Raw genomic sequence first — 21,549 nt, 5'->3', positions numbered from 1 at the left:
TAAAACAATACAAACAGTATTATTTTATACAAATTGACTTATTCATTACGCCAGGAGATTCGTTTATGTCCACAAACATTACACTGAATTCAACCACCGACAGTTTCCCACCTGCGGGCCATTACTCACATAGTGTGACTGCCGGGGGGTTCGTCTTCATTTCAGGGCAGTTGCCAGTCACCATTGAGGGCGAAAAAAAAGCAGATGCTTCATTTGAAGATCAGACCAGACTGGCGCTACAGAATGTTGATGCTTGTCTGGCTGGTGCGGGCGTTTCTCGTCAGCAACTGGTGTCAGTGCGCGTCTACGTGACGGATATCAGCCAGTGGCCGACGTTTAATCGAATCTATGGCGAGTGGATCGGTGATTTCCGCCCTGCCCGCGCTGTCGCTGGCGTATCAGAGCTTCATTACGGCTTTGCCGTAGAAATTGAAGCGGTTGCGTTAGCACAACAGGCATGACATTTAACGGCATACAGGTGAACAAACATGAGTGAAATAACACTTCCTGATTATAACGATATTGCCGCTGCGGCTGAACGCATCAAAGGTTACGCTAACCAGACGCCGGTAATGACATCGCGAACGGTCAATGAAGAATTTAGTGCTGATATCTTCTTTAAATGCGAAAACCTCCAGAGGATGGGTGCGTTCAAGTTTCGCGGAGCAATGAATGCGCTACGCCAGTTTACGCCGCAACAGCGAGCTGCCGGGGTCGTGACATTTTCTTCCGGGAATCATGCGCAAGCCATCGCTCTGTCCGCAAAATTGCTTGGCATTCCGGCAACAATTATCATGCCGCATGATGCGCCGGCAGCCAAAGTTGCAGCCACGAAAGGGTATGGAGGAAATGTTGTGATTTACGACCGCTATACCGAAGATCGAGAAAAAATTGGTCGGGATCTGGCAGAAAAACAGGGGCTGACGCTAATCCCCCCTTACGATCATCCGCATGTTATTGCAGGTCAAGGTACCGCGACGAAAGAACTGATCGAAGAAGTGGGTCCGCTGGACGTGCTTTTCGTCTGCCTGGGAGGCGGAGGCCTGCTATCCGGTTCCGCACTGGCAGCTCGAGAACTGTCTCCGGACTGCATCATCTATGGTGTAGAGCCAGAGGCCGGTAACGATGGCCAACAGTCGTTTCGCAGCGGCAGCATCGTTCACATCGATACGCCGAAAACCATTGCGGATGGCGCACAGACCCAACACCTTGGGCATTATACGTTTCCGCTGATCCAAAAAAATGTAAACGATATACTGACTGTTTCAGACTCTGAATTAGTTAATGCGATGAAGTTTTTCGCTGAGCGAATAAAAATCGTCGTCGAGCCCACTGGCTGTCTTGGTTTTGCTGCCGCGAGAGCGCGTAAGGCTGAACTTCACGGAAAGAAAATCGGCATTATTATTAGCGGTGGGAACGTTGATATCAGTCGCTACAGTGAATTCCTCGCTGGATGATAAATCGGGTATCTGATTGCAGATACCCGATCCCTGTCTACTCATTCCCGTCTGGAAAAACGCTGTAAGGACGCTGTAAACTGCGCGCAATAATGGCAACAGGCATCACTGCAGGAGACTGGCATGCCAAAAAACGACGATAACACGCTGCTCAACCAAATTGACACTATCGCCAGAGGGCTAAGCGATACCTTTGCCCCTTTTTGTGAAGTGGTTGTTCATGACCTCAAGAATCCTGAACATGCGATTTTGGCCATACACAATAATCTTTCCGGACGTAAACCCGGTCAGCCAGCAACAGAGCTGGGTCTGGCACGCATCGCATCGCCTGACTTTCCAAATATCGTTGCCAACTACAGCAATCAGTTTGCCGACGGCAGACCGGTAAAAAGTACCTCTATCGGCATCAAGGATGAAGACGGCAAATATGTCGCCGCGCTATGCCTTAATGTCGATATGACGCTGTTTCGCGGTATGCAGAGCGCGCTTGCCCGCTTTACAGAAACCGAAATGTCACCCGTGAACGAACATCTCGATCCTGGCAGTAATGAGGTGATTCGCCAGCGTATTGATGACTTTGCCGCCAAACGCGCAACGACGGCGCGAGCCTTAAAAACGGCAGACAGAAAGGTACTGATTCAGCAATTACGTCAGGAAGGCTTACTTAACGTAAGAAAATCTATGGATACGGTGGCGCAGCATCTTGGCGTATCCAGGGCTACCGCCTACCTTTATGCCCGCCAGGCGCGTTAAATGAGCGAATAAGAAAGTATGCCTCGCTGGAAGTGAGTCGCTGGGGCTACTCCCGCGTTTATTGCGGGTCAGATCGGGCGTAAAAATGCTAAGATAGTGAATAAGGTACAGCAAAAGTGGATAGCAGGTATAAATATTGAGCAGGTCGCAATGCCCCATCCGCGCTTATCAATACTGCTTCCCCATAATGCCCCCAAACACAAACGGTAATGGCGAATGTCATTAAATATTAGTAAGATAGCTCTTTTACACATAACTCCTTAAAATTATGCGCCTGGTTTTATCATCTCTGATCGTGATGGCTGGACTTCTGAGTGGTCAGGCTGCTGCCGCACCTGAGCAGACCACGCTTGCCGATATTCGGGACAGTGGCTTTGTCTATTGCGTCAGCGGACAGGTCAATACGTTCAACCCGCAAAAAGCAAGCAGTGGGCTGATCGTCGACACGCTTGCCGCCCAGCTCTATGACCGTCTGCTTGATGTGGATCCTTACACCTACCGCCTGGTGCCGGAACTGGCCGAAAGCTGGGAGGTGCTGGATAACGGCGCAACCTACCGTTTCCACCTGCGTCGCGACGTTCCCTTTCAAAAGACCGCCTGGTTCACCCCTACCCGCAAACTGAATGCGGACGATGTGGTGTTTACCTTCGAGCGCATCTTTGACCGTCAGCACCCGTGGCACAATGTTAACGGCGGCAGTTTCCCCTACTTTGACAGCCTCCAGTTCGCCGATAACGTACAAAGCGTACGCAAGCTGGACAACAACACCGTCGAGTTTCGCCTGACCCAACCAGATGCGTCTTTCCTGTGGCATCTGGCCACGCACTACGCGTCGGTTATGTCTGCTGAATATGCCGCGCAGCTGGCAAAACAGGATCGTCAGGAACTGCTCGACAGGCAGCCAGTCGGTACCGGTCCGTACCAGCTTTCAGAAAATCGAGCCGGGCAATATGTTCGCCTGCAACGTCACGACACCTTCTGGCGCGGTAAACCCTTAATGCCGCAGGTGGTCGTTGATCTCGGTTCTGGCGGTACCGGACGCTTGTCGAAACTGCTCACCGGTGAATGCGACGTACTGGCCTGGCCCGCTGCCAGTCAGCTCAGCATCTTACGCGATGACCCACGTTTACGCCTGACGCTGCGACCGGGAATGAACATTGCTTATCTGGCTTTCAATACCAATAAACCTCCACTCAACAACCCAGCCGTTCGCCATGCGCTGGCACTGGCGATTAACAACCAGCGTCTGATGCAGTCCATCTATTACGGTACGGCAGAAACCGCAGCATCTATTTTACCCCGCGCCTCGTGGGCGTATGACAACGAAGCTAAAATTACAGAATACAACCCGGCAAAATCCCGCGAACAGTTAAAGGCGCTGGGGCTGGAGAACCTGACGTTACAGCTTTGGGTGCCAACCAGTTCCCAGGCCTGGAACCCAAGTCCGCTGAAAACCGCAGAGCTTATTCAGGCAGACATGGCGCAGGTTGGTGTGAATGTGAAGATTATTCCGGTGGAAGGTCGTTTTCAGGAGGCGAGATTAATGGACATGAACCATGATCTGACGTTGTCCGGTTGGGCGACAGACAGTAACGATCCTGACAGTTTTTTCCGACCGCTGCTCAGCTGTGCCGCCATCAACTCGCAAACCAACTTTGCCCACTGGTGCAATCCTGAGTTTGACAGCATTCTGCGCAAAGCCTTGTCGTCGCAGCAGCTCTCGTCGCGCATTGATGCCTATGACGAAGCGCAAACGATCCTGGCGCAGGAGCTACCGATCCTGCCTCTGGCCTCATCGCTACGCCTGCAGGCTTATCGCTATGACATCAAGGGACTGGTGCTCAGCCCGTTCGGTAACGCCTCCTTTGCCGGGGTTTACAGGGAAAAGAAAGATGAGGTGAAAAAACCATGATTATCTTTACCCTGCGTCGTTTTTTATTACTTCTGGTCACCCTGTTTTTTCTGACGTTTATTGGGTTCAGCCTGAGTTATTTTACTCCCCATGCCCCTCTGCAAGGCGCCTCGCTGTGGAATGCCTGGTTATTCTGGTTCAATGGCTTAATCCACTGGGATTTCGGCGTGTCCAGCATCAACGGCCAGCTTATCTCAGAGCAACTGAAAGAGGTGTTCCCCGCCACGATGGAGCTGTGCATTCTCGCCTTTGGCTTTGCCCTGATGGTTGGAATCCCCGTTGGCATGCTGGCAGGGATCACGCGCAATAAATGGCCGGATCGCTGCATCAGTGCGTTTGCACTGATGGGGTTTTCCATCCCGGTCTTTTGGCTGGCGCTGCTGCTAACGCTGTTCTTCTCGTTGACGCTCGGCTGGCTGCCGGTGTCCGGCCGCTTTGACCTGCTCTATGAGGTGAAACCGGTCACCGGCATTGCCATTATCGACGCATGGATCTCCGACTCGCCGTGGCGTGACGAAATGCTGATTAGCGCCATTCGCCACATGGTGCTCCCGGTGTTAACGCTCTCCGTTGCACCAACAACGGAAGTGATTCGCCTGATGCGTATCAGCACTATCGAAGTTTTCGATCAGAACTATGTTAAAGCAGCGGCCACCCGCGGCCTGTCGCGGTTAACCATTTTGCGTCGCCACGTACTACACAACGCCCTACCGCCGGTGATCCCGCGTCTGGGCCTGCAGTTTTCCACCATGCTAACGCTGGCAATGATCACCGAGATGGTCTTTAGCTGGCCAGGGCTTGGTCATTGGCTTATCAACGCCATTCGCCAGCAGGATTACGCCGCAATTTCAGCCGGCGTGATGGTGATTGGTTCGCTGGTGATTATCGTTAACGTGATCTCTGATATTTTGGGTGCTATGGCTAACCCTCTGAAACATAAGGAATGGTATGCCTTACGATAGCGTATACAGCGAAAAGCGCCCGCCTGGCACGCTGCGTACCGCCTGGCGCAATTTTTATGGCGATGCGTCGGCAATGGTCGGCCTGTATGGCTGTGCAGGGCTGGTCATACTGTGTGTTTTCGGAGGCTGGTTCGCGCCCTACGGTATCGATCAGCAATTTCTGGGCTACCAATTGCTCCCGCCTTCCTGGTCGCGCTACGGCGAGGTGTCATTCTTCCTCGGGACCGACGACCTGGGGCGTGACGTTTTAAGTCGTCTGCTCAGCGGTGCGGCCCCTACCGTCGGTGGTGCATTTGTCGTCACGCTCGCCGCCACACTGTGCGGTCTGGTGTTAGGGGTTTTAGCCGGGGCGACCCACGGTTTACGCTCAGCGGTGCTGAACCATATTCTCGACACCCTGCTCTCTATCCCGTCACTGCTGCTGGCGATTATTGTAGTGGCGTTTGCCGGCCCTCATCTGACGCACGCGATGTTTGCCGTCTGGCTGGCGCTGTTGCCTCGCATGGTGCGTTCCGTCTACAGCATGGTGCATGACGAATTAGAAAAAGAGTATGTCATTGCTGCCCGCCTGGATGGGGCTTCCACGCTCAACATTTTGTGGTTTGCAATTCTGCCCAATATTACCGCCGGGCTGATCACCGAAATTACCCGCGCACTGTCGATGGCGATACTGGATATCGCCGCGCTGGGCTTTCTGGATCTCGGCGCGCAACTGCCGTCGCCGGAATGGGGAGCCATGCTTGGCGACGCGCTGGAATTGATTTACGTGGCACCGTGGACGGTCATGCTGCCCGGTGCGGCAATCATGATAAGCGTCCTGCTGGTTAACCTGTTAGGTGACGGTGTGCGCCGCGCAATTATTGCGGGGGTGGAATAATGCCATTACTGGATATTCGTAACCTGACCATTGAATTCAGGACCGGCGATGACTGGGTGAAGGCCGTTGACCGCGTCAGTATGACCCTGAATGAAGGCGAGATCCGCGGGCTGGTCGGCGAGTCTGGTTCCGGTAAAAGCCTCATCGCCAAGGCCATATGCGGCGTGGCAAAAGATAACTGGCGCGTCACCGCTGACCGCATGCGCTTTGACGATATCGATCTGCTGCGCCTGTCTGCCCGCGAGCGGCGCAAACTGGTCGGCCATAACGTTTCCATGATCTTTCAGGAACCGCAGTCCTGTCTCGACCCGTCCGAACGTATTGGACGACAACTGATGCAGAACATTCCCGGCTGGACCTATAAGGGACGCTGGTGGCAACGCATTGGCTGGCGCAAACGTCGCGCGATTGAACTGCTGCACCGTGTTGGAATAAAAGATCATAAAGACGCGATGCGCAGTTTCCCGTATGAACTGACCGACGGCGAGTGTCAGAAAGTGATGATTGCCATTGCGCTGGCTAATCAGCCACGTTTATTGATTGCCGATGAGCCGACCAATGCGATGGAGCCCACCACTCAGGCGCAGATTTTCCGTCTGCTGACCCGGCTGAATCAAAACAGCAACACCACCATTTTGCTGATCAGCCATGACCTGCAAATGCTTAGCCAGTGGGCGGACAAAATCAACGTCATGTACTGCGGACAAACGGTGGAAACCGCACTGAGTAAAGATTTGGTGACTATTCCGCACCATCCTTATACGCAGGCGTTGATCCGCGCTATTCCTGATTTTGGTAGTCCGATGCCGCATAAAAGCCGCCTGAATACGATGCCTGGCGCAATTCCATTGTTGGAACAGTTACCCATGGGATGCCGCCTGGGACCACGCTGCCCTTATGCTCAACGTGAGTGCATTGAAACCCCACGACTGACCGGAGCAAAGAATCATCTCTATGCCTGTCATTTCCCGCTGAACATGGAGAGAGAGTGAGATGGTAGAAACACTGCTCGAAGTACGTAACCTGAGCAAAACCTTTCGCTATCGGACGGGGTTATTCCGCCGTCAGACCGTCGAAGCGGTCAAGCCCCTGAGCTTTACGCTGCGCGAGCGCCAGACGCTCGCCGTCATTGGCGAAAACGGTTCTGGTAAATCGACGCTGGCGAAAATGCTGGCCGGGATGGTGGAACCCACCAGCGGTGAACTGCTGATTGACGATCATCCGCTAAAATACGGCGATTATTCCTTTCGCAGTCAGTGTATTCGGATGATTTTCCAGGATCCGTCAACGTCGCTGAACCCACGTCAACGTATTTCGCAGATCCTCGATTTCCCGCTGCGCCTGAATACTGACCTGGAACCGGAGCAACGCCGCAAGCAGATCGTTGAAACCATGCGTATGGTTGGTTTACTGCCCGATCATGTCAGCTACTACCCGCATATGCTGGCACCAGGGCAAAAACAGCGTCTGGGGCTGGCCCGCGCCCTGATTTTGCGCCCTAAAGTCATTATCGCTGACGAAGCGTTGGCCTCTCTTGATATGTCGATGCGTTCGCAGCTGATTAACCTGATGCTGGAGCTACAGGAAAAACAGGGTATTTCTTATATCTATGTCACTCAGCATATCGGGATGATGAAACACATCAGCGATCAGGTGTTAGTCATGCACCAGGGGGAAGTCGTCGAACGCGGCAGTACGGCGGATGTGCTGGCCTCTCCGCTGCATGAACTGACCCGCCGTTTGATAGCCGGGCATTTCGGTGAAGCACTTACCGCCGATGCCTGGCGGAAAGATCGTTAACGTCATAGACGCTCTCCTTTGATGGAGGGCTTTGTCTATCGTCAGTGGTAAACGTCTGCCGGTATCAATGCTTCAATTTCGCTAAATGCAACCGGCGGGAAAATATCGCCCTGCACCGCCCAGATACCCGCATTGCTTAGCTCATTAATAATCCGTGCGTCTTCAACCCCCTCGACTACCACGCGGTCACAATATTCCCTGATGTTCTTGATAAGAACCGGGAACATCGGCTTTTCGAACTGTGACAAAAAGAAGCTGCGATCCATTTTAACCACATCAAAATTGCCGCTGACCAGCGGGCCCGCCCCCGTGCTGCCGGAGCCAAGATTGCCCAGCCACAAGGCATTGGGTCCGTCGATCAGAGAGTTTATCAGCAGGTTATTCAGGCAAGCGGTATTCGACAGGACGCGTTCTGAAAGTTGTAGTGCAATAAACGGCATGGCATGCAAGGCAGTGGTAATCGCCGGGTCGCCGATCGCGAAAAGCGCCATTTCATCAATCAGGTTAAGCGTACAAAAAAGGTTATTTTTCTCAAACCAGTCACGCTTTTGGGCGACTAACTGTATTTGTTCGAGCATGAAATGCCGCTTTTGCTCGCTACTCCACGCTGTGATGATGACATCTGAATACAAAGGACGCACCGACTCTGACGTAAACCGGGCATTCATTTCAACACCCAGCAACTTATCCGTTGTGTCTCTCATCGGATCCGCGATGAAATGATAGTGCATAAGACCACTCCAATTGATCATAACGTTCTGATAATGCACTTCTAATTATAATCAATCAATAATATCGATCAATGATTAGATATTGATCGATAAAAACAATATATAATAACAGGCTGAAAATAGTCGTTTTTTTTGTTTTAAGAATCTTCTTACATTGATATGTTAGCAAACATCGACTAAAGCCAAATCATATCATTTAACGCCGCTGAGGCCTTGTGTTTTCTGCCCTCACCCCTTTTCCTGTCTGGTTGGATGAGGCAGAACCCAGGGGAGTGATATACTCCTAAAAATAAGTAATGACTATAAGGATTAAAGCTATGGGCTTTCTTTCCGGTAAGCGCATTCTGGTGACCGGTCTTGCCAGTAAATTGTCCATCGCCTACGGTATCGCTCAGGCGATGCACCGCGAGGGTGCTGAACTGGCGTTCACCTACCAGAACGACAAACTGAAAGGCCGCGTGGAAGAATTTGCAGCTCAACTCGGTTCCAACATCGTCCTGCCGTGTGATGTGGCTGAAGACGCCAGCATCGACACCATGTTCGCTGAACTCGGCAAATCCTGGGAGAAATTCGACGGTTTCGTACACTCCATCGGTTTCGCACCGGCCGACCAGCTGGATGGCGACTATGTGAATGCGGTAACCCGCGAAGGCTTTAAAATCGCTCATGACATCAGCGCCTACAGTTTTGTTGCGATGGCGAAAGCCTGCCGCGCGATGCTGAACCCGGGCTCTGCACTGCTGACTCTGTCCTACCTGGGCGCAGAGCGCGCTATCCCAAACTATAACGTGATGGGTTTGGCGAAAGCTTCTCTGGAAGCCAACGTTCGCTATATGGCTAACGCGATGGGTCCGGAAGGTGTGCGTGTCAACGCGATCTCCGCAGGCCCAATCCGTACTCTGGCAGCTTCCGGTATTAAAGATTTCCGTAAAATGCTGGCGCATTGCGAAGCGGTTACCCCGATTCGCCGTACCGTGACCATTGAAGATGTGGGTAACTCTGCAGCATTTCTGTGCTCTGACCTGTCTGCCGGTATCTCTGGTGAAGTTGTTCACGTTGACGGTGGTTTTAGCATCGCCGCAATGAACGAACTGGAACTGAAATAATCTTTCAGACCTCCTCTGTGGGCGGCGCAATGTCGCCCATGATTTCCACTCTCCCCGCCTTCCGCTCCCTGCCATATATACCTTTCTGATATTTATTATCACGTAACAATCTTTTATCCCCTCATCGGCTTACGCCAGGATATTGCAGCGCAAACGATCCGGCGGACAAGTATGACGACGTATCCGGGTCGCCACTTTTTAGACCAAGGAACGCCCATGGAACAACGCCGAATTGAAGGCAAAAGCCACTGGTATCATGAAACGCAGTCCAGCACCTATCCGCAAGATGTTCTCCCGCTGGTGCCAGAAGCGGCAAACGTCGAAGACAGTTTTTTGCTGGACATGGCGATACCCGAAGTCGCGCTATTACCCTTTCAGTCCTGGTTAGAACCTGCCCGCGAACTTGCTCACTTTTTCTTCCCTACTGATATTGCGCTGACTCAGTTACATACGTTCAGCGCCTATGAACGCATGAGTACCGCCTTAACCGTCGCTCAGGTTTACGGCATCCAGCGGTTGTGTAACCACTATGCGGCACGTTTGACCCCACTTCCTGGCCCGGACTCTTCTCGCGAGAGTAATCATCGGCTGGCGCAAATTACCCAGTATGCTCGCCAGCTTGCCTACTCACCCGCCGTTATCAATGCGCGCGATCGCCAGCATCTTGATGAGGTTGGGTTAACGACCTGCGATATCATCCTGATCAATCAAATAATCGGCTTTGTTGGATTCCAGGCTCGCGTCGTGGCGATCCTTCAGGCTTATTTTGGTCACCCTGTGCGTCGAATACCGGGCCTTGATATTCAGCAATACGCGCAGGCATCGTTATTTAACAATGCTGATGCCCAATGGCATGCAGCCGCATTCCAGGTTGAAATCATCCCTCCTCGCGAATCATTGCCAGACCGCAGTAGCCAAAACGGACGGTTCCCGGAGTTACACGCACTTGTACCAATGTTGGCACATTCACCGACGGTACTGGCTTTACTCCAGTCATTGCTGACCAGCACGCTGCGCGCAGATGCGCCGTCGAGGGCGTTTTCTCTCGCCGCGCTGCTGACGTCACGCATTAACGGCAGCGTCGCCTGCTTTAATGAACAGGCTGGCTTAGCACATCAACTGACCGACATCATCACGATACTGCGTCTTGATGAACGTGAATTACAGCGTTGGGAGCAACGACATCCGGTTGAGCGCGTCACTCTACAAGCGGTACAATGGCTAACCCGGGCGCCCGATCGTTTTAGCGCCGCACTGTTAACCCCGTTATTTGAACAGGGTGTCTCATCGGAACAGGCTATTAACTTACTGGCCTGGAGCGGATTGTGCGGATGGTTGAATCGCTTGAAAATCGCGCTGGGCGAGACGCATTAACCCTTCCGCTCATTGAAAGAGCGCTTGCTGCGACTGGCAGTTTCGCGTAAAACTGTCAGCCGCTCTTTAGGCCACGAAAATAGACAATTATGCTTCAGGACAACCCGCTGCTAGCGCAGCTTAAACAGCAACTACATTCCCAGACGCCGCGTGCTGAAGGGGTGGTCAAAGCCACGGAAAAAGGCTTTGGCTTCCTGGAAGTCGACGCACAAAAAAGCTATTTTATTCCACCGCCGCAGATGAAAAAAGTGATGCATGGTGACCGCATTGTCGCGGTGATCCATAGCGAAAAAGATCGCGAGTCTGCCGAGCCGGAAGAACTGGTCGAACCGTTCCTGACGCGTTTCGTGGGTAAAGTTCAGGGCAAGAACGATCGTCTGTCTATTGTGCCGGATCATCCGTTACTGAAAGACGCTATCCCCTGCCGTGCCGCTCGCGGTGTGGAACATGAATTTAAAGAAGGTGACTGGGCCGTCGCAGAAATGCGTCGCCATCCGCTTAAAGGCGACCGCACCTTCTACGCTGAGTTAACCCAGTTCATCACCTTTGCAGACGATCATTTCGTCCCATGGTGGGTCACGCTGGCACGCCATAACCTTGAAAAAGAAGCACCGGATGGCGTAGCCACCGAGATGCTGGATGAGGGCCTGGTGCGTCAGGATCTCACCGCGCTCAATTTCGTCACCATTGACAGTGCCAGCACTGAAGACATGGACGATGCGCTGTACGCCGAAGAACTGGCGGATGGCAAACTGCAATTAACCGTCGCAATTGCCGATCCTACCGCCTGGATTGCCGAAGGCAGCAAGCTGGATAACACCGCGAAAATTCGCGCGTTCACCAACTATCTGCCGGGCTTCAATATCCCAATGTTGCCACGTGAACTGTCGGACGATCTGTGTTCACTTCGTGCTAACGAAGTGCGTCCGGTACTGGCCTGCCGCATGACGATTACGGCTGACGGTGCGATTGAAGATGACATCACCTTCTTTACGGCGACCATCGAATCCAAAGCGAAACTGGCCTATGACAACGTGTCTGACTGGCTGGAAGGTAATAATGGCTGGCAGCCCGAAAACGACGCCATTGCCGAGCAAATCCGTCTGCTGCAACGTATCTGCCTGAGCCGTGGCGAGTGGCGCCATAACCACGCCCTGGTGTTTAAAGATCGCCCGGATTACCGCTTTGTACTGGGTGAAAAAGGTGAAGTGCTGGATATCGTGGCAGAGCCTCGCCGCATAGCCAATCGGATCGTGGAAGAATCCATGATTGCGGCGAATATCTGCGCCGCGCGTGTTCTACGCGACAAGCTAGGCTTCGGGATTTATAACGTACATATGGGGTTCGATCCGGCGAATGCTGAGGCGTTGGCCGCACTGCTGAAAACCCATGGTATGCACGTAGATGCTGAAGAAGTGTTGACGCTGGAAGGCTTCTGTAAGCTGCGTCGTGAACTGGATGCACAACCTTCCGGTTTCCTCGATAGCCGTATTCGCCGATTCCAGTCTTATGCCGAAATCAGTACCGAGCCAGGTCCTCACTTTGGATTGGGTCTGGAAGCGTATGCCACATGGACTTCCCCTATCCGTAAGTATGGCGATATGATCAACCACCGCCTGCTGAAAGCTGTGATTAAAGGCGAAACCATAGCTCGTCCACAGGATAATATCACGGTGCAGATGGCAGAGCGTCGTCGCCTGAACCGGATGGCCGAACGTGACGTTGGTGACTGGTTGTACGCCCGTTTCCTGAGCGACAAAGCCGGTACCGACACCCGTTTTGCCGCCGAAATCATCGATGTCAGCCGTGGCGGCATGCGTGTGCGTTTAGTCGATAATGGCGCTGTCGCATTTATTCCTGCGCCATTCCTGCACGCCGTTCGCGATGAACTGGTCTGTAGCCAGGAGAGCGGTACGGTGCAGATCAAAGGCGAAGTGGTTTACAAGGTCACCGACGTGATTGATGTCACTATCGCCGAAGTGCGGATGGAAACCCGCAGCGTAATCGCTCGCCCAGCCGCATAGCACAAATAGACTCACGGCCTTTCTCTTTTTGTGAAAGGCCGTTTTCTTTTTTCCTACCTTAAACGCCGCCACGCACTACACTTCCCTCATCCAGTCCAATTTATTTTTTGTTATTTTCAGTTCCGCAGCTTTGCTTTTTTCTGAATCTGGATTAAACATAAATATATAAATAAAACAATATGTTCAGCCATAATCACCCTGAATGAATCATGGCTACTCTTACTTTTGAGGCTCTATGCGCTTTAAACGGGATAGTACACATCATGAAAGACGTTCGGGAGTTGGTTACGTTGTATAGCTACGTGGGTACTCACAACCCCTACTGGCGTTTGTCAGAGGATTGTAACATCCTGCATTTCTCTATTGACGAAGCAGCCGAATCAGATCAAACCATCGAATTATCGCCTGAACAAGCCGACCGCATTCGGGAAATGACGGTGATTACCTCAAGCCTGTTAATGACCCTTCCTATAGATACGGATGATATTCCCGTGCACCTGGTCGGGAGGAGAATTAATAAACGCGAATGGGCTGGCAGCGCATCCGCCTGGGACGACACCCCTTCTGTCGCTCGCGACCTGGCGCAAGGGTTATCGTTTGCCGAACAGGTTGTCTCAGAGGCCAATTCCGTTATCGTTATTCTTGACCGCCAGGGAAATATTCAGCGATTTAATCGGTTGTGCGAAGAGTACACCGGACTAAAAGAACGTGAAGTCATCGGGCAAAGCGTCTTCGCGCTGTTTATGAGCCGACGTGAAGCAGCGGCATCAAGACGCAACATTGACGTTTTTTTCCGCGAAGGCAACTCGTATGAAGTCGAGCGCTGGGTGAAGACCTGTAAAGGTCAGAGGTTGTTCCTGTTTCGCAATAAATTCGTGCATAACGGCAGCGGTAAGAATGAAATTTTTCTGATCTGTTCCGGGACCGATATTACCGAGGAACGGCGCGCCCAGGAACGCCTACGCGTGCTGGCTAACACCGACTCCATCACCGGATTACCCAACCGTAACGCCATTCATGAGATGATTAGCGAGGCCATTGAGAACGCGGGCGACACGCAGGTAGGGATTATTTATCTCGATCTCGATAATTTCAAAAAGGTGAACGATGCCTACGGGCATATGTTTGGCGATCAACTCTTGCAGAGCGTCTCGCTGGCGATCCTCAGTTGCCTCGAAGATGACCAGTTACTGGCTCGCTTCGGCGGTGATGAGTTCATTGTCCTCGCCACGCAAACCTCCCAGAGCGCACTGGAAGCTACGGCCTCGCGCATTCTGACTCGCCTGCGCCTGCCGTTTCGTATCGGTCTGATTGAAGTGTATACCGGCTGTTCTATCGGTATTTCCCTGGCCCCCCAACATGGCAATGACTGCGAAAACGTCATTCGCAACGCGGATACTGCCATGTATACCGCCAAAGAAGGTGGACGCGGGCAGTTTTGCGTATTCTCCCCCGAAATGAACCAGCGAGTATTCGAATATCTTTGGCTGGATACCAACCTGCGAAAGGCGCTGGAAAACGATCAGTTGCTGATCCACTACCAGCCTAAAATAACCTGGCGTGGTGAAGTCCGTAGTCTGGAGGCGCTGGTTCGCTGGCAGTCGCCGGAGCGGGGATTAATCCCGCCGCTGGAGTTTATCTCTTACGCCGAAGAATCAGGACTTATCGTCCCGCTGGGGCGATGGGTGATTCTGGATGTTGTGCGCCAGGTGGCGAAGTGGCGCGACAAGGGGATCAATCTGCGCGTGGCGGTCAACGTTTCGGCGCGTCAACTGGCCGATCAAACGCTATTCACCGATTTGAAGCAGGTTCTACACGATCTTAATTTTGAATATTGCCCAATCGACGTCGAATTAACGGAAAGCAGTTTGATTGAGAATGAACAACTGGCACTGTCCGTTATTCAGCAGTTTAGCCAGCTTGGTGCCCAGATCCATTTGGATGATTTTGGCACAGGATACTCTTCGCTTTCTCAACTCGCCCGCTTCCCACTCGATGCGATTAAACTGGATCAGACCTTCGTCCGGGACATCCACAAACAGTCTATTTCGCAGTCGCTGGTTCGCGCCATTGTTGCGGTGGCGCAGGCGCTAAACCTACAGGTGATCGCTGAAGGTGTTGAAAGCGCGAAAGAGGATGCCTTCCTGACCAAGAATGGTGTCAATGAGCGGCAGGGATTCTTGTTTGCTAAGCCGATGCCGGCCGCTGCGTTTGAACGCTGGTACAAACGGCATCTGAATAAAAAAATGCGCTGACAATGCAGGAATAACCGTGGTGAAATAGCGAAAAATGGACATTTCGCGACTATCGTATCTGTCTGTAATCACGGAATATATAATATTTTCCAATCGTGCAGGTTAATACTATTTTTCCCTTCTCTTTTGTCATAAATTTCTGCATCATGAAATTCAAACTTTTTTGACACCAGGATGATGACAATGTCTGATATCAACGCACAACGACTGGCCGAACGCATTGATACCGTGCTGGATATCCTTGTTGCTGGCGACACCCACTCAGCCATCCACAACCTCGAAATTCTAAAAGCAGAACTGTTAAACACGAGCCACGAAGAGACAGCGTCTTTGTCAAATAAACACAAAGCTCCGTGGGAGATCTGACGGCTTTGTTCTTTTTATATGGTTGCTGGCTTCAGATCGCTGATAACGAAGCCTCCGTTTAATTTCCGATACGATATCGCTATAAAAATTAATACTATGAATTCCCGACAACAATCTATTTTGCAGATGGTCACCGATAAAGGCCAGATAAGCGTAGCTGAGCTTGCTAAAATCACCGGTGTCTCAGAAGTGACGATTCGACAGGATCTGAACACGCTGGAAAAACAGAGTTATTTGCGCCGTGCGCACGGCTTCGCGGTTTCACTGAACAGCGACGATGTCGAAACGCGCATGATGACCAATTTCCCCCTGAAACGTGAACTGGCTGAATTTGCCGCCTCGCTGGTTAATCCGGGTGAATCCGTATTTATTGAGAACGGTAGCAGTAATGCACTGCTGGCCAGAACGCTGGCGGAGCAAAAAGACGTCACCATCATTACGGTGAGCAGCTATATCGCTCACCTGCTCAAAGAAACCCCTTGCGAAGTGATCCTTCTCGGCGGGATCTATCAGAAAAAAAGCGAGAGCATGGTTGGGCCGTTAACGCGGCAGTTTATCCAACAGGTTCACTTTAGTAAGGCCTTTATTGGTATTGATGGCTGGCAGCCTGAAACCGGCTTCACCGGTCGCGATATGATGCGCTCTGACGTGGTCAATGCGGTGCTGGAAAAAGGCGCAGAGGTGATTGTGCTCACCGACAGTTCAAAATTTGATGCCATTCATCCTTACACCCTGGGCCCGTTGGAGCGATTCAGTCGTGTAGTAACTGACGCAAAACTCAGTGCCAGTGTTCAAATGCAGCTGGAGCACTCGGGATTAACCGTTAACATCATCGATACCCACGCATAATACGTCACCCGATGATTTGCCTGCTGGCAAATCATCATCTCTCTGAGACTTATCTGACAGTTCAATTAAGACTTTTTACCTGTCGTTAACAGGACAATGTCGTAAAATTAATGTTAGCGATATGACAGGAACAAACATCAACAGGTGATTGATTGTAGTGCCTGCGCTAAACGGTTTCACGGAAATACCTTTAATAGCCTTAATTTAACGCTATGATTAAAGAGACTGGATTCTGTGAATCAATCATTCAGGAGAAAGTATTATGTTAGTAACGAGCAAAAAAATGACCGCTGCCATTCTGGCGATTACTCTGGCAATGTCTCTGAGCGCCTGCTCTAACTGGTCTAAACGAGACCGTAATACCGCAATTGGTGCGGGTGCAGGTGCCATTGGTGGTGCAGTCCTGACGGACGGCAGCACGTTGGGAACGCTGGGTGGTGCTGCAGTAGGTGGTATTATCGGCCACCAGGTGGGCAAATAAGCTACGGTTGACCGGCTCGATATAATAATACGTTTACTTTTTCGCAACCGTACTATTTATATTACTAATAATAAAGCCACGGATTATTTCGTGGCTTTTTTTATTAACCGCCCGCCAGTTTGACTTTCATTCCTTTGGCTTCCAGAAGCGATTTAATCAGGTCACGTTTGTCGCCCTGTATTTCAATTACGCCATTTTTCACTGCCCCACCGCAACCACATTTTTTCTTCAGCTCAGCGGCTAATTTGGTCAATTCGGTATCGTTCAGGTCAATACCGGTAATCAGGCAAACCCCCTTACCTTTTCGACCATTGGTCTGGCGTTGAATACGCACAATGCCATCGCCCTTCGGACGTTCTGGCACCACTTTAGGTTCATCAATACGCCCGGACTCGGTGGAGTAAACCAGGCGAGAGTTATCGTCATTCATTTACACACCTCGCTTCAGTGAGGCATTGATCGTCTTCAGCGTCTGCGCCGGATCCGTCGACTGCGTAACCGGACGACCAATCACCATATAATCCACACCCGCTGATAACGCCTGTTGCGGCGTCATAATGCGGCGCTGGTCGCCTGCTTCACTGCCTTCAGGACGAATACCTGGGGTCACCAGCTTAAAGGCCTGACCCAATTCTTGCTTGAATCGCACCGCTTCCTGTGCCGAGCAGACGACACCGTCCAGCCCGCATTTTTGCGTTAAGCGTGCCAGTCTTTCCGCATGCTCCGCGGGTGACAACGTCACGCCAATGTCGGCAAGGTCGCTGGCTTCCATGCTGGTCAGCACCGTCACGGCAATTAACAGCGGCGCATCTTTGCCAAAGGGTACTAAGGCTTCACGGGCCGCCGTCATCATGCGTGCCCCGCCAGAGGCATGAACGTTGACCATCCACACGCCAAGATCTGCTGCTGCCGCAACGGCATGTGCCGTGGTATTGGGAATATCGTGGAATTTCAGATCCAGAAACACGTCGAATCCACGCTGTTGCAGGTCACGCACCAGCTGGGGTCCGAAAAGCGTGAACATCTCTTTGCCCACTTTCAAACGGCAATCACGAGGATCAATTCTGTCGACGAAAGCTAACGCTTTATCGCGATTATTGTAATCCAGAGCGACAACGACAGGAGAATCAGTAACAGCGCGGGAAGAAGATGAAGCAGTAAACGTCATAACCAGACCTTCCTGAAGATGGGCACCTTGCGGTACAAAATGGGTAAACGGCGTGCATTCTACCTGTGGTCATAGAAAATTAACAGGTTCGATTACATTTCTGCCAGGCGATGTGGCTCAGAGGTTCAGGTATGGGAGTGAAGATAAAACACAAGTATGTTGTAACTAAAATAGGTATTTTTTTAAATTACAGACCGTCAAGTCCGCGAATTGGCTTAATCGTTGACCATGAACGACAGGACGGGCAGTGCCAGTACAGCGTGTAGGCGGTAAAACCACATTTCTGGCAACGGTAGCGTGGCTTGCTGCGTACCTGCTCGCCGACCATATCTCGCAGCACCATCAGGCTCTCTTTGGCGCGCCCTTCTTCTGCTTCATTGAGGTGATAGTCCATCAGCTTGTGGAAGACGCGCATCGTAGGATGACGCTGCAGCTGACGGGTGATATAGACCTGCGCGGTATCGCTGCCCTCGCGCGCTTCGAGGATATCAGCCAGCATCAGCTCAGCGGCTGCACCGGTATTTTCCTCCACGGCGCGGCGTAAAAATTCTGCCCATTCGTCGTTCTGACCGAGTTGCTGGTAGCAACTCTGCAGCATTTCCAGGGTTTCGCTTACCAGCTCTTTGTCCTGAGAAATAACGCGCTGCAGGCTTTCGACCGCCTTTGCGTAATCGCCCTTCATCATGTACACGCGGCCCATCATGATGGAAACTCGCGCACTGTTTTTATCGGCAGCAGCGCCTTTTTTCAGCAACGCCATGGCGCGATCCATGTCGTCGCTGCCCAGTTGCTGGAGGGCCAGTTCGCAGTAAAAGTGGGCGATCTCGTTACGCTGCTTATCTTTACCGAGCTTGACCAGGCGTTCCGCAACATCAATGGCCTTTTGCCACTCACTGGTTGCCTGGTAGATCTGCAACAGTTGCTGCAACGCACCTACGCGGAAATCAGTCTCATCGGTAAGCTGATTGAACATGTCTTCCGCTCGGTCATACAGACCCGCAGCCATGTAGTCACGTCCCAGTTGCTGAACTGCCAGCAAACGCTGCTCGTAGGTCAGCGATGCACTTTCCATGAGCGTTTGATGTATACGGATAGCGCGATCGACCTCACCGCGCGAGCGGAACAGGTTTCCGAGGGTGAGATGAGCCTCAACGGTGCCGGTATCCTCTTTCAACATATCGAGGAACAGATCCACCGCTTTATCTTGTTGGTTGCTCAGGAGGAAGTTTACCCCGGCGACATAGTCGCGCGACAAACGGTTAGCTTCGTCCTGTTTTGTTTGTTGCGCACTTCTGCGACCCATATACCACCCATAGGCAGCGGCTACAGGTAAAAGCAGAAACAACAACTCCAGCATAAATAATTATTCCTTCACAACCGACGAATCGGCAGATACCGCAACGTCGGTCGCAGGCGCAAGCTGGTTTTCCAGTCGTTTGATTTTACGTTCGGCGCGCACAAGCGACACACGAACCTTCAGCCAGAAAAGGCCGCAAATTAACCAACCAATCGCAAATCCTGCAGCAAACAACACGGCAAGCAGCGTAGATATACGATACTCCCCCTGAGCCAGCAGGTAGTTAAACGTTACCTGTTGATCGTTTTGCGCACCTAATGTCACCGAAATAACAAAAATCGCCAACACCAGTAAGAAAATGAGTAAATATTTCACATTACTTCCCGTTATGTGGTTTGAGCGAATAAATCGTGTACAACTTACCGCGTTGAGCCCTTTAAATTACCATTTTCACGACGAGTGCGAAACGGAAAAGCGCCTTACTCTTTATGATTTAAGGGCAAAACGCAATAAATCAATCGCGGTCAGCTTTCTTGTTCACGCTGCGCGATTTCTTGTTGCTCCTGCACCGGCGGCGTTAATGGCCCGCACACCCGCTGCGCCAGCCATGTCGCCAGCGTAACCAGCAGCCACGATATCAACGTGGCTACAACTAAATCACGCGGCCAGTGCATTCCCAGCAGCAAACGACTGCCCATCACGCCCGTCGCCCAGATCAACAAGAAAACAATTGTCAGCGTGCGTCTGCGTGGCCATAACAATCCCACCGCCAGTAAAGCCCAGCTCGCTGCAAACATCGTATGCCCGGAGGGAAATGCGAAACCCGTTTCTTTTTGCCAGTGCTTGCGTAAAAAGACCGGGATATCCTGCTGCCCTGACAATTGTTCTTTGACTAAATGCCCGCGTTCTTTACGCTTTAAAGTGTAGAACTCATCAACAGGAACATGGTGCGTTTTTTCCAGCCAAACCACAAAGGGTCGTGGTTCCTGTACTCTTTCTTTAACCCAGGACTTCACGCCCTGACCCACTAAAATCGCCATTGCCAGGATCGCAAATAGCATTACCGCAGCCTTCAGACGAAAACGCAGACACCACAGAAACCATGCACAGAGCGCAACGTGAGTGATAATCCCCCAGGGTTGGGTCACCGTTTCCGTTATCCAGTATAAGGATTTTAACCACCAGACATTGTGCCCAGGCTGCCAACTCCAGCCAGACACCCACACGGACACCGGCATGATAAGCAACAGTGCCGCACCTACGGTGGTTCGCTTTGCGATAGAAAGCATTGCCTCTCCTTTCGTCGATAAGTCTCACAATCATAACCGAAAAAAGTGCGCGTCGGAAAAATTGACAATTTTGTGCCATTCCAAATATGAAAGCGCTGTCGCAATTAGGCGAACACTGTCGGCTTATGGCAAAATAGCGCAATACAGAATGCCAATAAGCGACGGCACGGCGAGTGCCAGCGTAATCTGGAGAAATACATGCAGCTTAAACGTGTGGCAGAAGCCAAACTGCCAACCCCATGGGGTGATTTCCTGATGGTGGGATTTGAAGAACTGGCGACCGGGCACGATCATGTCGCGCTGGTATTTGGCGATATTTCGGGTCAAACACCGGTCCTGGCACGCGTCCATTCCGAATGTCTGACCGGCGATGCGCTGTTTAGCCTGCGTTGCGATTGCGGCTTCCAACTGGAAGCGGCGCTCACGCACATTGCTGAAGAAGGACGCGGTATTCTGCTCTACCATCGTCAGGAAGGACGCAACATCGGTCTGCTGAACAAGATCCGTGCCTATGCGTTGCAGGATCAAGGTTACGATACCGTCGAAGCCAACCATCAGTTAGGCTTCGCAGCCGACGAACGCGACTTCACCCTGTGTGCAGATATGTTTAAGCTGCTGGGCGTCGACGCTGTACGCCTGTTGACGAATAACCCGAAGAAAGTAGAAATTCTGACAGAAGCGGGCATCAATATTGTCGAACGCGTACCGCTGATTGTGGGCCGGAACCCAAAAAACGCGCATTATCTGGACACCAAAGCCGCCAAGATGGGCCATTTGTTGAGCGAGTGATCGCCAGATAATTGCACGTTTACCTGCCCGATAAAAAGCCTGCTCGCGCAGGCTTTTTC

22 protein-coding genes are annotated in these 21,549 nt (G+C 51.8%); 16 read left to right on the top strand and 6 right to left on the bottom strand.

Annotated elements, in window-relative coordinates; genetic code table 11:
• Positions 1 to 65 precede the first annotated feature (65 nt).
• From JQ822_RS05750 to sapF, 8 genes are all read left to right on the top strand, one after another.
• Complete coding sequence (locus JQ822_RS05750) at positions 66 to 461, top strand: RidA family protein (RefSeq protein ID WP_213132629.1); 396 nt, start codon at positions 66 to 68, stop codon at positions 459 to 461.
• Between the two features lie 27 nt (positions 462 to 488).
• Positions 489 to 1,457, top strand: coding sequence for a threo-3-hydroxy-L-aspartate ammonia-lyase (locus JQ822_RS05745; RefSeq protein WP_213132628.1), 969 nt, complete (start codon positions 489 to 491; stop codon positions 1,455 to 1,457).
• A gap of 123 nt (positions 1,458 to 1,580) precedes the next feature.
• Positions 1,581 to 2,210, top strand: coding sequence for a helix-turn-helix transcriptional regulator (locus JQ822_RS05740; RefSeq protein WP_213132627.1), 630 nt, complete (start codon positions 1,581 to 1,583; stop codon positions 2,208 to 2,210).
• A gap of 268 nt (positions 2,211 to 2,478) precedes the next feature.
• Entirely contained in the window at positions 2,479 to 4,122 is a 1,644-nt protein-coding gene (gene sapA, locus JQ822_RS05735; protein WP_213132626.1) for an ABC transporter substrate-binding protein SapA, read from the top strand.
• The gene (sapB, locus tag JQ822_RS05730; protein ID WP_213132625.1) at positions 4,119 to 5,084 is read left to right on the top strand and encodes a peptide ABC transporter permease SapB; all 966 of its coding nucleotides are present in this window, start codon (positions 4,119 to 4,121) and stop codon (positions 5,082 to 5,084) included. Before sapA ends, sapB begins: the two co-directional genes overlap by 4 nt.
• Complete coding sequence (gene sapC / locus JQ822_RS05725; RefSeq protein ID WP_213132624.1) at positions 5,071 to 5,961, top strand: peptide ABC transporter permease SapC; 891 nt, start codon at positions 5,071 to 5,073, stop codon at positions 5,959 to 5,961. The genes sapB and sapC overlap by 14 nt, the downstream gene beginning before the upstream one ends.
• Positions 5,961 to 6,953, top strand: coding sequence for a peptide ABC transporter ATP-binding protein SapD (gene sapD / locus JQ822_RS05720; protein ID WP_213132623.1), 993 nt, complete (start codon positions 5,961 to 5,963; stop codon positions 6,951 to 6,953). The genes sapC and sapD overlap by 1 nt, the downstream gene beginning before the upstream one ends.
• Before the next feature lies 1 nt (position 6,954).
• Positions 6,955 to 7,761: a peptide ABC transporter ATP-binding protein SapF gene (gene sapF / locus JQ822_RS05715; RefSeq protein WP_135321982.1), complete on the top strand. Its 807-nt coding sequence runs from the start codon at positions 6,955 to 6,957 to the stop codon at positions 7,759 to 7,761.
• A gap of 41 nt (positions 7,762 to 7,802) precedes the next feature.
• Here the strand turns inward: sapF and JQ822_RS05710 are convergent, their stop codons facing one another.
• Positions 7,803 to 8,492, bottom strand: coding sequence for an EAL domain-containing protein (locus JQ822_RS05710; RefSeq protein ID WP_213132979.1), 690 nt, complete (start codon positions 8,490 to 8,492; stop codon positions 7,803 to 7,805).
• Between the two features lie 317 nt (positions 8,493 to 8,809).
• Here JQ822_RS05710 and fabI point away from each other — a divergent pair, with 317 nt between their 5' ends.
• The 7 genes from fabI (at position 8,810) to osmB (ending at position 16,947) form a co-directional block, all read left to right on the top strand.
• Positions 8,810 to 9,598, top strand: a complete 789-nt coding sequence (fabI, locus tag JQ822_RS05705; RefSeq protein WP_213132622.1) for an enoyl-ACP reductase FabI — start codon at positions 8,810 to 8,812, stop codon at positions 9,596 to 9,598.
• A gap of 216 nt (positions 9,599 to 9,814) precedes the next feature.
• The gene (locus JQ822_RS05700) at positions 9,815 to 10,972 is read left to right on the top strand and encodes a carboxymuconolactone decarboxylase family protein (RefSeq protein ID WP_213132621.1); all 1,158 of its coding nucleotides are present in this window, start codon (positions 9,815 to 9,817) and stop codon (positions 10,970 to 10,972) included.
• Between the two features lie 89 nt (positions 10,973 to 11,061).
• A complete protein-coding gene (locus tag JQ822_RS05695; protein WP_213132620.1) occupies positions 11,062 to 12,996 on the top strand; it encodes an exoribonuclease II in 1,935 nt (644 codons plus the stop codon).
• 263 nt (positions 12,997 to 13,259) lie between these two features.
• A complete protein-coding gene (gene pdeR, locus JQ822_RS05690) occupies positions 13,260 to 15,251 on the top strand; it encodes a cyclic di-GMP phosphodiesterase (RefSeq protein WP_213132619.1) in 1,992 nt (663 codons plus the stop codon).
• Positions 15,252 to 15,434: 183 nt separating this feature from the next.
• Positions 15,435 to 15,617 (top strand): YciZ family protein, encoded by a 183-nt coding sequence (locus JQ822_RS05685; RefSeq protein WP_213132618.1) that lies wholly within the window; start codon positions 15,435 to 15,437, stop codon positions 15,615 to 15,617.
• A 96-nt stretch (positions 15,618 to 15,713) separates the two neighbouring features.
• Positions 15,714 to 16,466, top strand: coding sequence for a DNA-binding transcriptional regulator YciT (gene yciT, locus JQ822_RS05680; protein WP_213132617.1), 753 nt, complete (start codon positions 15,714 to 15,716; stop codon positions 16,464 to 16,466).
• 262 nt (positions 16,467 to 16,728) lie between these two features.
• Complete coding sequence (gene osmB, locus JQ822_RS05675; protein WP_003020583.1) at positions 16,729 to 16,947, top strand: osmotically-inducible lipoprotein OsmB; 219 nt, start codon at positions 16,729 to 16,731, stop codon at positions 16,945 to 16,947.
• 103 nt (positions 16,948 to 17,050) lie between these two features.
• On the opposite strand, the gene yciH is transcribed toward osmB, so the two are convergent.
• The 5 genes from yciH to pgpB all read right to left on the bottom strand — a co-directional run bounded on the left by yciH (position 17,051) and on the right by pgpB (position 20,701).
• Complete coding sequence (gene yciH, locus JQ822_RS05670) at positions 17,051 to 17,377, bottom strand: stress response translation initiation inhibitor YciH (protein ID WP_213132616.1); 327 nt, start codon at positions 17,375 to 17,377, stop codon at positions 17,051 to 17,053.
• Entirely contained in the window at positions 17,378 to 18,115 is a 738-nt protein-coding gene (pyrF, locus tag JQ822_RS05665; protein ID WP_213132615.1) for an orotidine-5'-phosphate decarboxylase, read from the bottom strand.
• A gap of 187 nt (positions 18,116 to 18,302) precedes the next feature.
• Complete coding sequence (lapB, locus tag JQ822_RS05660) at positions 18,303 to 19,472, bottom strand: lipopolysaccharide assembly protein LapB (RefSeq protein ID WP_213132614.1); 1,170 nt, start codon at positions 19,470 to 19,472, stop codon at positions 18,303 to 18,305.
• A 6-nt stretch (positions 19,473 to 19,478) separates the two neighbouring features.
• Positions 19,479 to 19,787 carry a LapA family protein gene (locus JQ822_RS05655; protein WP_135321995.1) on the bottom strand — a complete coding sequence of 103 codons (309 nt, stop codon included), beginning with the start codon at positions 19,785 to 19,787 and terminating at the stop codon, positions 19,479 to 19,481.
• 149 nt (positions 19,788 to 19,936) lie between these two features.
• Positions 19,937 to 20,701 (bottom strand): phosphatidylglycerophosphatase B, encoded by a 765-nt coding sequence (pgpB, locus tag JQ822_RS05650; protein ID WP_213132613.1) that lies wholly within the window; start codon positions 20,699 to 20,701, stop codon positions 19,937 to 19,939.
• Between the two features lie 198 nt (positions 20,702 to 20,899).
• Between pgpB and ribA the strand changes: the two genes are divergently transcribed.
• Positions 20,900 to 21,490, top strand: coding sequence for a GTP cyclohydrolase II (gene ribA / locus JQ822_RS05645; protein WP_096756827.1), 591 nt, complete (start codon positions 20,900 to 20,902; stop codon positions 21,488 to 21,490).
• Positions 21,491 to 21,549: the final 59 nt, after the last annotated feature.

The organism is Citrobacter sp. FP75, from assembly GCF_018342065.1.
GTDB lineage: Bacteria > Pseudomonadota > Gammaproteobacteria > Enterobacterales > Enterobacteriaceae > Citrobacter.
The sequence above is the reverse complement of the archived record's forward strand: the minus strand, read 5'-3'. Positions and strand labels throughout refer to the sequence as shown.